The organism is Paraburkholderia sp., from assembly GCF_028283785.1.
Lineage (GTDB): Bacteria > Pseudomonadota > Gammaproteobacteria > Burkholderiales > Burkholderiaceae > Paraburkholderia.
Genome location: NZ_JAPWKB010000019.1, coordinates 131366 through 143693 on the forward strand (window position 1 = coordinate 131366; position 12328 = coordinate 143693).

The window sequence follows — 12328 nt, forward strand, 5'->3', positions numbered from 1 at the left end:
CCGCATTCACGAAACCCGCAAACAAGGAACCGTAACGATGTCGTCACCCGCCAACGCGACCGCCCGTCAGGCCCACAGCCCTTACGCGCGCTATCCGAGCCTGGAAGACCGCACGGTGCTGATCACCGGCGGCGCGACCGGCATCGGCGCGTCGTTCGTCGAGCATTTCGCAGCGCAGGGTGCGCGCGTCGCGTTCTTCGATATCGACGCGAGCGCTGGTGAAGCGCTGGCCGGCCGGCTCGGCGATTCGCGTCATGCGCCGCTGTTTCTGTCGTGCGATCTGACCGATATCGACGCGCTGAGGCGAGCCATCGCCGACGTGCGTGCGGCGATCGGTCCGATCGGCGTGCTGATCAACAACGCCGCGAACGACCGCCGTCACACCATCGCCGACGTCACGCCGGAATCGTTCGACGCCGGTATCGCGGTCAACGTGCGGCATCAGTTTTTCGCCGCGCAAGCCGTGATCGACGACATGAAAGCGGCGGGCGGCGGTTCCATCGTCAATCTCGGCTCGATCAGCTGGATGTTGAAGAACGGCGGTTATCCGGTCTACGTGATGTCGAAATCGGCAGTGCAAGGTTTGACGCGCGGCCTCGCGCGCGATCTCGGGCCGTTCAATATCCGTGTCAATTCGCTGGTGCCGGGTTGGGTGCTGACGGACAAGCAGCGCAAGCTGTGGCTCGACGACGCGGGCCGCCGGGCAATCGCGGAAGGGCAGTGCATCGACGCGGAACTCGCGCCGGAAGATATTGCGCGGATGGCGCTGTTCCTCGCCGCCGACGACAGCCGGATGTTGACCGCGCAAGACGTGATCGTGGACGGAGGCTGGGCATGAGTTCGGGCGAACGCACACCGGCATCCCTGCAAGCCAGCTTGCTGATCGACGCGAAGAACACGCTCGGCGAAGGCGCGACGTGGTGCGCGCGCACCGGCCGGTTCTACTGGACCGATATCGAAGGGCGGCAGCTGTCGCGTTACGATCCGCGCGACGGCAGCGTCGTCGCGTGGGCGATGCCCGAGCGTCTCGCCACCTTCGCGTTGTGCGACGATCCGGGCGTGTTGCTGCTCGGACTCGCGTCGCGGTTGGCGTTTTTCGATCTTGCGACCGAAGCGCTCACGGCGATCGTCGATGTCGAGCCGGGGCTGAATACGCGCACCAACGACGGTCGCTGCGATCGTCAGGGACGCTTCGTGTTCGGCACGAAAGACGAGGCGTCGCCGGTGAGGAAAGTGGGCGGGTTTTATCGTCTGAATCACGATCTGACGCTCGAACGCTTGCCGTTGCCCGCGCCGTCGATTGCGAATTCGATTGCTTTCAGTCCCGACGGCGCGACGATGTATTACTGCGATTCGCCCGATCTGGCGATCCGCGCATGCGACTATCGCGCTGACGGCAGCATCGCGAACGACCGCGAATTCGTCACGCTGACCGACCCGAGCGGCGAACCCGACGGCTCGACCATCGACGCCGACGGCGGCCTGTGGAACGCGCAATGGGGCGGCGCGCGGGTGGTGCGGTACGGCGCCGACGGCGTCGAGACCGAACGCGTGAGCGTACCGACCGCGCAACCGAGTTGCGTCGCGATTGGCGGTCCGGACGGCGACACGCTGTACATTACGAGCGCGAGCGTCGGTCTCGACGCGGCAGCGCTCGCCGGCGATCCGCACGCGGGCGGCGTGTTCAGCGCGACGCCCGGCCGTCGCGGTCTGCCGGAACCGGTGTTTGCCGGTTCGCCGCGTGTCGACTGACCGATCGACGGGGTAATCCGGGCAGTCGCGGTTCAGTTGTGCCGTTTTCCATGTTTTGGGTTGTGTAGATGCAGTCGCGGTGAACACCATAAGAAAGCATCCAGCAGCATGCAGTTCGGACCTGAAGAGGCGGCCGCGACGTGATGTCGGCAAGTCGCCCACCACCCCCTGTCAGCGATGACGGGAAAGTCCCACGCCTCTCGATGGAGCCTGATATGACTGTCGCGCATCTCGTTTCTCCTTCCACGCAGACGCGCCGCTCGCGGCTGGCTGCTGCGGCCAATCCGGTGCTGGCCGGTCCGAGTACCTCCGCGGTTGCCGTCGGCGAGACGAGCGGCGGCGAAGTGGCCTGCGTCACGCTCGCGAACGCGCATTTGCGGCTCGACGTCGCGCCGTCGCTCGGCGGCGGGCTCACGCGCTTCGACTATCGCAACGACGGCGCGTTGACGCCGATCTTCCGCCGTTGCCGCCACGTCGCCGTCGACACCGATCCCGAACAGCTCGCGTGTTATCCGTTGCTGCCGTATTCGAACCGGATCGGCGGCGGGCATTTCAGCGCGTCCGGACGGCGCGTCGAGGTGCCGCGCAATCGTGACGGCGAAACGCTGCCGATTCACGGCGACGGCTGGCTCGCGAACTGGGAAGTCGCCGACGTGGTCGAGCGTGAAAGCGTGCGGCTGACGCTCGATCGTCGCGACGGCAAGCCGTACGCGTATCGCGCGACGCAAACCTACGCGCTCGACGGCCCGACGCTCGTGATCACGCTCGACATCGAAAACACCGGACGCGACGCGTTGCCGTTCGGGCTTGGCATCCATCCGTATTTCGTGCGTGACGCGAGCACGGAACTGTCGGCGGCGGCGGGCGGCTTGTGGCTGTCGGGCGGCGACTGGCTGCCGACGCGTCACGTTCAGGCGCCGCCGGCGTGGCAATTCGGCGTCGCGTATCCGTTGCCGGATTCGATCGTCAATCACGCGTTCACCGAGTGGAGCGGCACCGCGAGCGTGGTGTGGCCGAAACGCCGGTTGTCGCTGACGGTGTCCGCCGATACCGATTACTACGTGCTGTACACGCCGCCCGGCGAAGACTTTTTCTGCTTCGAGCCGGTCGATCATCCGATCAATGCGGTGAATCTGCCTGGCGGCGGCGTCGCGCATGGCATGACGCTGCTCGGCCGCGGCGAGTGCCTGACGCGGTCGTTCCGTTTTACCGTCGAGCGCACGGGTTTGCGCGCGATGGCGGGCGCGAAGGCCGGGCGTCGTCAGCAATAACGCGCGGCGGCGGATGAGTATCGCGGGCGCGGACGGGTAAAATACGCGCCTTCTCTTTGGCTCGCGCGAGACTCACCATGTCCAACTTTATCCAGACACTCAACGACGCGTGGCAGCGTACCCAATCGCTGCTGTGCGTCGGCCTCGACCCCGAGCCCAGCAAGTTCCCCGGCGCACTGGCCAACCGGCCCGACGCGATTTTCGAATTCTGCCGCACGATCGTCGATGCGACTGCGCCGTATGCGTCGTCGTTCAAGCCGCAAATCGCGTATTTCGCCGCGCATCGCGCGGAAGATCAGCTCGAACAGCTGATCGCGCATATCCACGCCAATCATCCGGGCTTGCCGGTGTTGCTCGACGCGAAGCGCGGCGATATCGGCAGCACCGCCGAGCAATATGCGCGCGAAGCGTTCGAACGCTATAACGCCGATGCGGTGACGGTGAACCCGTACATGGGTTTCGACTCGATCGAGCCGTATCTGGCGCATGAAGGCAAGGGCGTGATCGTGCTGTGCCGGACCTCGAATCCGGGCGGCTCCGATCTGCAGTTTCTGGATGTGGGCGGGCGTCCGCTGTATCAGACGGTGGCGCAGCTCGCGGCGGAAAAGTGGAATGCGAGCGGACAACTCTCGCTGGTGGTGGGCGCGACCTTCCCGAAGGAAATCGAAATCGTGCGCGGGATCGTCGGCGATATGCCCTTGCTGATTCCGGGCATCGGCGCGCAAGGCGGCGACGTGCAGGCAACCGTCCAGGCCGGCCGCACGGCAAACGGCACGGGCATGCTGATCAACTCGTCGCGCGCGATCATCTATGCCGGCAAAGGCGACGATTTCGCGGACGCAGCGGCGAAAGCGGCGATGGAAACGCGTGACCGGATCAATGCGTACCGGTGATGTTCCGCGTAGTCCCGTTGACCCGTGGACGCCGGGTCAACAACATGTCAGGCGGTGAATTTGCGATTTATATCCGTTTGGATATAATTGAAGCATGAAGCCAATGCGATTTCTCGGAGACTCGCTGAAGTGCTTGCGCGAGTTTCCGGAAGACGCCAGGCATGACGTGGGTTATCAACTCGACAAGGTCCAGCGCGGCCAGCAGCCGGACGACTTCAAACCCATGCCGACCATCGGCAGGGGCGTTGAGGAACTCCGTGTGTGGGACGACTCCGGAACATTTGCGCGTCGTATACACGGCGCGAATTGCGGATGCGGTTTATGTTTTACATGCCTTCCAGAAAAAGACTCAAGCCACGTCACAGCGCGACATCGATGTCGCGAAGACCCGGTTTAATGAACTGATCAGAGGGATGAAATGACGAAAACCGAAACCTACACCAGCGTCTGGGATGCACTCGCCGATACGCCGGAGGAGGCTGCCAATCTGCGCGCACGCGCAGAATTGATGCAGCAGATTGCAGCGGTGATCCAGCAGGGCGAATGGACGCAAGCCGAGGCCGCCGTGCACTGCGGTGTCACGCAACCGCGCGTGAACGACTTGTTGCGTGGACGGGTATCGCGATTTTCGCTCGACGCGCTGGTGAACATCGCAACGTCGCTCGGACGACGTGTGCATATCGAATTGCTGGCGGCCTGATCGCCCGTCGCACCCGTCCTATCCCAGCCGCGCAATCAACGTCGCGTGCGCGGGATACGCGTCGCGCAACGCACTCACGTCCGCCATCTCGAATTCGCTGAATTCGAATCCCGGCGCGACGGTGCAGCCCACCAGCGCGAAACCGGTCGCGTCGCGGCATTCCGCGGCGAACCAGAAACCCGCCGGCACGACCGCCTGAAACACCGTCCCCGCCTGCGTCAGCGGATTGCCGAGCCGATGCGTCGTCAGGACGCCCGCGTCGTCGATCATGTGGACGTCGAGCGGATCGCCTGCATAGAAGTGCCAGACCTCGTCGGAGCGAATCCGATGCCACGCCGAGTGCGCGCCGTCGCACAGCATGTAATAGATCGCCGTCGATGCCGACCGTGTCGCGTCGGCGGTATCGGCATCGGCTTCGCGGGTCACGCGTGCCGCCGACCGGTACGTCTCGCGATAAAACCCGCCTTCCGGATGCGGCACGAGATCGAGTTCGCGGATCAGTGCGGCTTGCGTGGCCGCAACGGTCGAAGCTGCGCACGGATCGAACGACATGGACGGACTCCGGTTTCCTAGCGCTCGCGCTCGTCGAGCAGCTTCAGCAGCCCGCGCAACGCGTGCGTGGCCGCCTGCACCCGAATCTGCTCGCGATCGCCCTTGAATACGATGGTCTCGATGTTCGTATGCAGCCGGTTGCACCACGCAAACGACACCATGCCGACCGGTTTCGTCTCGGTGCCGCCGCCCGGACCGGCCACGCCGGTGATCGACAGCGCGACCTGCGCGCGGCTGTTGCGCAACGCACCTTCGGCCATCGCACGCGCCACCGGTTCGCTGACCGCGCCGTGTCGGTCGATCAGATCGGCGGGCACGCCGATCATCTCGCTCTTGGCCTGATTCGAATACGTGACGAAACCACGGTCGAACCAGCCGCTGCTGCCGGAAATATCGGTGATCGCGGTCGCGACCATGCCGCCGGTGCACGATTCAGCCGTCGTCAACATCAGCCGTTCGTCGCGCAACCGGTTGCCGGCGCGGATTGCAAGTTGGTGAACCACGGAATCGGTAGGCATGATGTATCCAGCGAGGCGGAAACGGTCGGAGAAGCCGGGTTAAAGGTCAAACGGCCATGCGCCACAACGCAATCACGAGCAACGTGAAAAACGCGGCGACCAGATCATCGAACATGATCCCAAATCCACCTTTCAATCTGCGGTCGAAATAACGGATCGGCGGCGGTTTGACCATGTCGAAGAAGCGGAACACGACAAACGCCCAGAACTGACCCACCGGCGTCGCAGGCGTCACCATCAGCAACACCAGCCAGAACGCGACGATTTCGTCCCAGACGACCGGCGACGGATCGTCGATGCCCATTCTCCTGGCGGTGAAATCGCAGACCGGGATCCCGGCGAAAAAGCCAACGACGATCAGCACCGCCCATTCGAGAACGGTCAGATGCGGATTGAGCACCGCGAACGACGCCCACGCGAACAGCGTGCCGACCGTGCCCGGCATGATCGGCGACAGCCCGCTGCCGAAGCCGAGCGAAAACAGATGCAGCGGATGCGACAGCATGAAACGGGCGGTCGCGCGGCGTTTCTGCGCGGCGGACGGCGCGCCTTTCGCGCCGTCCGGGCCGTTCGGCCGGTTCGCGCTGCCGGGGCCGTTGGGGCCATTCGGACCATTGGAGCCGCTCGATCCACCTGATCCGTTGGCGCCGCTTGAGCCGTTTGAGCCACTCGCACCGTCGAACGAGGCCGGGCCGGTCGGGCTCGCGGGTGCGGGCGTGGGATCGCCGGACATCGCGAGCGGCGGGTGATCGTCGGCGGAGCCGAGCGGAAGTTCAGTCTGCATGGAAATGATCGAAGCCTTGCAACGTCAAGGTGAGCGGTGCGCCGTCTGCGTCGTGCCAGACAATGGCGTGAGGCGCGGCCGCGTGCGGCGCACTGTACGGTGCGCATATTGTACCGATGCGCGTCACCGCGACGCCCGCTGCGCGCCCCGCGTTTTCGACCGCGTCGCGCATCGCCGGCGACGCGGTGAAGCACAGTTCGTAATCGTCGCCGCCGGACAGCGTGCAACGTCGCTGGATCTCCGGCGTTAGCCGGCGCAACGCGTCGGAACGCGGCACGGCATCGGCATCGACGATTGCGGCCATATTCGACCGTTCGAGGATATGGCGCAGATCGCCGGCCAGTCCGTCCGACAGATCGAGCGCCGCGCGCGCGACGCCGCGTAACGCGAGCCCGAGCAGAATGCGCGGCTCCGGACGTTCGAGCGCGCGCCGAAATTGCGCGTGATCGGCATCGGCAAAGGCCGGATTCGCATGATCCACCGACCACTCGCCGCGAATCGCGCCGAGACCGGCGCGCGCATCGCCGAGCGTGCCGGACACCCAGATGTCGTCGCCGGCTTGCGCGGCGTCGCGGCGCAACGCGACGTCGGCCGGCACGCTGCCGAACACTGTCACGCATAGATTCAACGGACCGGCCGTGGTGTCGCCGCCGACCAGTTCGCAGCCGAACCGCTCGGCCAGTTCGAACAGCCCGGCGCTGAAGGCGGCAAGCCATGCTTCGTCGGCGCGCGGCAACGCGAACGCCAGCGTGAACGCTTGCGGCGCGGCGCCCATCGCGGCGAGGTCCGACAGGTTCACCGCGAGCGTCTTGTGACCGAGCGCGTGCGGATCGACATCGGGAAAGAAATGGCGGCCTTCGACCAGCATGTCGGTCGAAACGGCCAGCATTTCGCCCGGACGCGGGCTCAGCAGCGCGCAATCGTCACCGATGCCGAGCAACGCGGACGCGGCGTCCGGCACCGGGTGGCGCGCAGCGTGAGCGCGGGTGGCGGCGCGGCGCGCGAAGAAACGTTCGATCAGCGAAAACTCGGAAAGCATGAGGAAGGGTCCGTGCAGCAAAAACGGTTAAACCGGGAGCGATAAGCGCGACAAACGCATGGACGGCGGACCGGACGCGCGATTTGTGCGACGCAGCAAGTGTCTCGCAAATGTGCTTTGCGCTATCTGTCGTGCTGTTTCGGTCCTGGCAGTTGTGTTTCGATTGAAGGAATTGGCCGGGGGATTGGCGCTACAATGCGGTCGAACACCTATTCTAATCTGCCTTCAAAGCCCGCCTTATGTCGACTCCCGCCAATAGCAAACTCCGCGAAGCAGCCCTCGATTATCACGAATTCCCGACACCCGGGAAAATCGCAATCGCACCGACCAAGCAGATGATCAATCAGCGCGACCTCGCGCTGGCCTATTCGCCCGGCGTCGCGTTCGCGTGCGAAGCGATCGTCGAAAATCCGCTGAACGCAGCCCGCTTCACCGCGCGCAGCAACCTCGTGGGCGTGGTGACCAACGGCACCGCGGTGCTGGGGCTCGGCAATATCGGCCCGCTCGCGTCGAAGCCGGTCATGGAAGGCAAGGCTGTCCTGTTCAAGAAGTTCGCCGGTATCGACGTGTTCGACATCGAGTTGAACGAATCGGACCCGCACAAGCTGGTCGATGTGATCGCTGCGCTGGAACCGACTTTCGGCGGGATCAACCTCGAAGACATCAAGGCGCCGGACTGCTTTATCGTCGAACGCGAAGCGCGCAAGCGCATGAAGATCCCGGTCTTCCACGACGACCAGCACGGTACCGCGATCGTCGTGGCCGCGGCCATCACGAATGGCCTGAAAGTGGTCAACAAGGAAATTTCGAAGGTCAAGCTGGTCGCGTCGGGCGCAGGTGCTGCCGCGCTGGCCTGTCTGGACCTGCTGGTCGACCTCGGCCTGTCGCTCGAAAACATCCTCGTGACAGATCTGGCCGGTGTGGTCTACAAGGGCCGCGTCGAACTGATGGACCCGGACAAGGAGCGTTTCGCCCGCGAAACCGACGCGCGCACGCTGTCCGAAGCGATCGAAGGCGCCGACATTTTCCTGGGTCTGTCCGCCGGTGGCGTGCTGAAGCAAGACATGGTCAAGAAGATGGGTGACAAGCCGCTGATTCTCGCGCTTGCCAACCCGACGCCGGAAATCCTGCCGGAACTGGCGCTGGAAGTGCGTCCGGACGCGGTGCTGTGCACGGGCCGCACGGACTATCCGAATCAGGTCAACAACGTGCTGTGTTTCCCGTTCATCTTCCGCGGCGCGCTGGATGCGGGCGCGACGACGGTGACGCGTGAAATGGAAATCGCGACGGTCAATGCCATCGCGGAACTGGCGCGTCAGGAACAGAGCGATATCGTCGCCACGGCGTATGGCATTCAGGATCTGTCGTTCGGACCGGAATACCTGATTCCGAAGCCGTTCGATCCGCGTCTGATCGTCAAGATCGCGCCGGCGGTGGCCAAGGCGGCGATGGATTCGGGCGTCGCTACCCGTCCTATCGAAGATATGGACGCGTACGAGCAGCATCTGCAGCAATTCGTCTATCACAGCGGTACGACGATGAAGCCGATTTTCCAACTGGCGCGCAGCGTCGAGTCGGACAAGAAGCGCATCGTGTTCGCCGAGGGCGAGGAAGAGCGCGTGCTGCGCGCGGTGCAGATCGTCGTCGACGAAAAGCTTGCGAAGCCGATCCTGATCGGCCGTCCGGCGGTGATCGAGCAGCGTATCGCGCGTTATGGCCTGCGTCTGGTCGCAGGCCAGGATTACACGGTCGTCAACACGGATCACGACGAGCGCTATCGCGATTTCTGGAAGTCGTATCACGAGATGATGGCGCGCAAGGGCATCAGCGCGCAGATGGCGAAGCTGGAAATGCGCCGCCGCACGACGCTGATCGGCTCGATGCTGGTGAAGAAGGGCGAAGCGGACGGCATGATCTGCGGCACGATCAGCACGACGCACCGTCACCTGCACTTCATCGATCAGGTGATCGGCAAGCGCGAAGGTTGCAGCGTGTACGCCGCGATGAACGCGCTGGTGTTGCCGGGCCGTCAGATTTTCATCGTCGATACGCACGTGAACGTCGATCCGACGCCGGAAGAGCTGGCCGAGATCACGATCATGGCAGCCGAGGAAGTGCGTCGCTTCGGGATCGAACCGAAGGTTGCGCTGGTGTCGCATTCGAACTTCGGCACGAGCAATGCGCCGACCGCGCTGAAGATGCGCGCAACGCTCGAATTGCTGAAAGAACGTGCGCCGGATTTGCAGGTTGACGGTGAAATGCACGGCGACGTCGCGCTGGACGCGAATCTTCGCCGCGAGATCCTGCCGGAATCGACGCTGGAAGGCGACGCGAACCTGCTGGTGCTGCCGAATATCGACGCAGCCAACATCTCGTACAACCTGCTGAAGACGGCGGCCGGCAACAACATTGCGATCGGGCCGATGCTGCTCGGCGCGGCGAAGCCGGTGCACGTGCTGACGGCGTCGGCTACGGTTCGCCGGATCGTCAACATGACGGCGCTGCTGGTCGCCGACGTGATGGCGGCGCGCTGAGTTTGAGCGCTGTACAGTGCGCCGGTTGACCGGCGCACTGCATTGTTTTAGCCGGTTTGGGGTGATTCGCCCCGGTTTTACCGCTTGCGCAGCGTCTGCTGCCTGCCCGCGCGCTTCATCCGAAAAAAAGCGTGTCCGCAATGGACACGCCGTCGGGCGAGCGGGGACTGCCACCCAAAAGATCAACCTGAAAACGCCGAGGTCCGACGCGTCGGTTTTTTGCATCGACACGTCGTTGGTTGAATCTTATCTCGCGTAAGCTAGAAAGGTCTGTCAAGAGTTGTCAAATCGACGGTCCGCGCGGCTTTTGGGCCGATGGAAGCGTCGTTCGCAACCGGGCACGGTTGTTCGTTTGCCGAACGAGCGTTGATTCCAAAGGCCATTAGCGATACCCTTACGTCTTTCATGGTCGTCAAGCTCGTGATTTTGATTGCGGGGAACCTGAAAGATGGCACGCAAGTGGGTCTACGGCAGCGTGCTGATGGGCGCTGTGATGTTCGGTACTTTTTACGGGTCTGGCGTCACGACGGCGTGGGCACGTGGCGATGCAACATCCGCCAGCAACGGTTTTGACACACAAACCACCATCGCGGCGGCGCGATTGCCGCGTGAAGCAGTCAATACTTTGAACTTGATTGCCGCAGGCGGGCCTTATCCGTATGAGAAGGACGGCATCGTATTCGGCAATCGCGAGCGGTTGCTGGCGTCTCACCGGCGCGGCTATTACCACGAATACACCGTTCCCACGCCTCGCGCGCGCAATCGCGGCGGGCGCCGCATCGTCTGCGGAGGTCCATTGCAGCGGACCGACAACTGTTACTACTCAGACGACCACTACACCAGTTTTAAACGTATTGTTGAATGACATCGGGATGAACGGCATGAGCGACAACATCTACGCGCACGACACCGGAGTCGCGACGGATCTGTTCGCGGCCGGCGACGGCAACCTGTTCCAGCGCGTCATGCAGATGCGCAGCGTCGGCCAGGGCACGGACGCCCAGAGCGAAACCAGCACTGTGCCAACATCGAACGAGGAGCCCATGAGTCTTTTCAAGACCGTGCGACCGAACATCGTACAGTCGATTCGCGCGTTCCGCGTGCAGGATCTGGCCGACGAAGCGGCCCATCTGGGCCAGCATTTTCTGTACGCCTACACGGCGAACGCGCAAAGCAAGCAGGAAGTGCTCGAAACGATTTCGACGTCGTTTCTGTTTCCGAAGCATTTTGGCAAGAACTACGACGCGTTGTACGACTGCCTGACCGAGTCCGTGCATAAGGCGGGCGCGCAGCCGGGCTTCGTGATCGTGCTGGAAGCGTTGCCGGTCGCGCAGAAGTTCGACAAGGAAGGGCGCGAGACGCTGCTCGACGTGTTCCGCGAAGCCGCGGAATTCTGGGCGGAGCGCAAGGTGCCGTTCCGCGTGTTCTATTCGTTTGCGTGAACCAGACGCTTCGGCGTCAAAAAGAAAGGCCCGCAGATGCGGGCCTTTCTTTTTTTGCGTGTGATTTTCACCCACGAGTTACGGCGGGATAATCACCAGCCGCCCCATCGCGAGGCGAGTGCGGCGAGCACCGCGATACCGGCCGTTTCCGTGCGCAACACGCGCGGACCGAGCCCGACGGCAGTGAAGTTGTGGCTCGTGGCCGCGGCTTCTTCGGCAGCGGAAAAGCCGCCTTCCGGCCCGACCAGCAAGGTCACGCGGCCATGCGGCGGACTCGTGGGCAGCGCGGAAAAGCTGATACTCGCACGCGGCGACAACAGCAGACGCATTTCGCCTTCTTCCGGCGAACGCGGCAACGCGCCGAGCCATGTCGCGATTTCACGCACCGGCGCGACTTCGGGCAGCCGGTTGCGGCCGCACTGCTCGCACGCGGCGCGCACGATGCCTTGCCAATGCGCGTGACGGCGCTGCGCGCGTTCGCCGGACAGGCGCACGACGCTGCGCGTGGTGGTCAGCGGGATGAAACCGGACACGCCGAGTTCGACGGCCTTTTCGATCAGCCAGTCCATCTTGTCGCCGCCCGCGATGCCTTGCGCCAGCGTCAGTTGGTATGGCGGTTCGACCTCGATCTGGCGATAGTCGCGGATTTTGACGGTGACCGAACGGCGCTCGACTTCGACGAGTTCGGCGCTGTATTCGCCGCCTTCGCCGTTGAAAAGCACGATCGAATCACCGGCCTGAAGGCGTAAAACCTGGATGTGGCGCGTGACGTCATCGGGGAGCTGCATGATGTCGCCGGGCCTCAGAGTGGTACCGACGAAGAAGCGAGGCATCAGAAAAATA

General features: G+C 63.7%; 14 protein-coding genes and 1 pseudogene. 10 read left to right on the forward strand and 5 right to left on the reverse strand.

All coding sequences use genetic code 11. The features are described from left to right. Window positions 1-37: 37 nt before the first annotated feature. From PW947_RS22905 to PW947_RS22930, 7 genes and pseudogenes are all read left to right on the forward strand, one after another. The gene (locus PW947_RS22905) at window positions 38-838 is read left to right on the forward strand and encodes an SDR family oxidoreductase (protein ID WP_299634696.1); all 801 of its coding nucleotides are present in this window, start codon (window positions 38-40) and stop codon (window positions 836-838) included. Further along, window positions 835-1752 (forward strand): SMP-30/gluconolactonase/LRE family protein, encoded by a 918-nt coding sequence (locus tag PW947_RS22910; protein ID WP_299634697.1) that lies wholly within the window; start codon window positions 835-837, stop codon window positions 1750-1752. The genes PW947_RS22905 and PW947_RS22910 overlap by 4 nt, the downstream gene beginning before the upstream one ends. 215 nt (window positions 1753-1967) lie before the next feature. Then, window positions 1968-3023, forward strand: a complete 1056-nt coding sequence (locus tag PW947_RS22915; protein ID WP_299634698.1) for an aldose 1-epimerase — start codon at window positions 1968-1970, stop codon at window positions 3021-3023. A 77-nt stretch (window positions 3024-3100) separates the two neighbouring features. Further along, window positions 3101-3916: an orotidine-5'-phosphate decarboxylase gene (gene pyrF / locus PW947_RS22920; RefSeq protein WP_299634699.1), complete on the forward strand. Its 816-nt coding sequence runs from the start codon at window positions 3101-3103 to the stop codon at window positions 3914-3916. Between the two features lie 103 nt (window positions 3917-4019). After that, a pseudogene (locus tag PW947_RS31285) lies at window positions 4020-4130 on the forward strand (type II toxin-antitoxin system RelE/ParE family toxin); the annotation flags it as partial. Next, window positions 4078-4338 (forward strand): type II toxin-antitoxin system RelE/ParE family toxin, encoded by a 261-nt coding sequence (locus PW947_RS22925; protein WP_366146147.1) that lies wholly within the window; start codon window positions 4078-4080, stop codon window positions 4336-4338. The pseudogene PW947_RS31285 and the gene PW947_RS22925, both read left to right, overlap by 53 nt. Then, window positions 4335-4616, forward strand: a complete 282-nt coding sequence (locus PW947_RS22930; protein WP_299634700.1) for a helix-turn-helix transcriptional regulator — start codon at window positions 4335-4337, stop codon at window positions 4614-4616. Before PW947_RS22925 ends, PW947_RS22930 begins: the two co-directional genes overlap by 4 nt. A gap of 18 nt (window positions 4617-4634) precedes the next feature. On the opposite strand, the gene PW947_RS22935 is transcribed toward PW947_RS22930, so the two are convergent. The 4 genes from PW947_RS22935 to thiL are packed head-to-tail and all read right to left on the reverse strand — an operon-like array spanning window position 4635 to window position 7509. Beyond that, complete coding sequence (locus PW947_RS22935; RefSeq protein ID WP_299634701.1) at window positions 4635-5168, reverse strand: cupin domain-containing protein; 534 nt, start codon at window positions 5166-5168, stop codon at window positions 4635-4637. Between the two features lie 17 nt (window positions 5169-5185). Then, the gene (locus tag PW947_RS22940; protein ID WP_299634702.1) at window positions 5186-5686 is read right to left on the reverse strand and encodes a CinA family protein; all 501 of its coding nucleotides are present in this window, start codon (window positions 5684-5686) and stop codon (window positions 5186-5188) included. A gap of 46 nt (window positions 5687-5732) precedes the next feature. Then, on the reverse strand, window positions 5733-6470 hold the full coding sequence (locus PW947_RS22945) for a phosphatidylglycerophosphatase A (RefSeq protein WP_366146138.1): 738 nt from the start codon (window positions 6468-6470) through the stop codon (window positions 5733-5735). Further along, on the reverse strand, window positions 6460-7509 hold the full coding sequence (gene thiL, locus PW947_RS22950) for a thiamine-phosphate kinase (RefSeq protein WP_299634703.1): 1050 nt from the start codon (window positions 7507-7509) through the stop codon (window positions 6460-6462). The genes PW947_RS22945 and thiL overlap by 11 nt, the downstream gene beginning before the upstream one ends. 239 nt (window positions 7510-7748) lie before the next feature. Between thiL and PW947_RS22955 the strand changes: the two genes are divergently transcribed. The 3 genes from PW947_RS22955 (at window position 7749) to PW947_RS22965 (ending at window position 11485) form a co-directional block, all read left to right on the forward strand. Next, entirely contained in the window at window positions 7749-10043 is a 2295-nt protein-coding gene (locus tag PW947_RS22955) for an NADP-dependent malic enzyme (protein WP_299634704.1), read from the forward strand. 481 nt (window positions 10044-10524) lie between these two features. After that, the gene (locus PW947_RS22960) at window positions 10525-10908 is read left to right on the forward strand and encodes a ribonuclease (protein ID WP_299635967.1); all 384 of its coding nucleotides are present in this window, start codon (window positions 10525-10527) and stop codon (window positions 10906-10908) included. Between the two features lie 16 nt (window positions 10909-10924). Then, a complete protein-coding gene (locus PW947_RS22965; protein WP_299634705.1) occupies window positions 10925-11485 on the forward strand; it encodes a barstar family protein in 561 nt (186 codons plus the stop codon). Window positions 11486-11577: 92 nt separating this feature from the next. On the opposite strand, the gene PW947_RS22970 is transcribed toward PW947_RS22965, so the two are convergent. After that, the gene (locus tag PW947_RS22970; protein ID WP_299634706.1) at window positions 11578-12318 is read right to left on the reverse strand and encodes a 16S rRNA (uracil(1498)-N(3))-methyltransferase; all 741 of its coding nucleotides are present in this window, start codon (window positions 12316-12318) and stop codon (window positions 11578-11580) included. Window positions 12319-12328 lie beyond the last annotated feature (10 nt).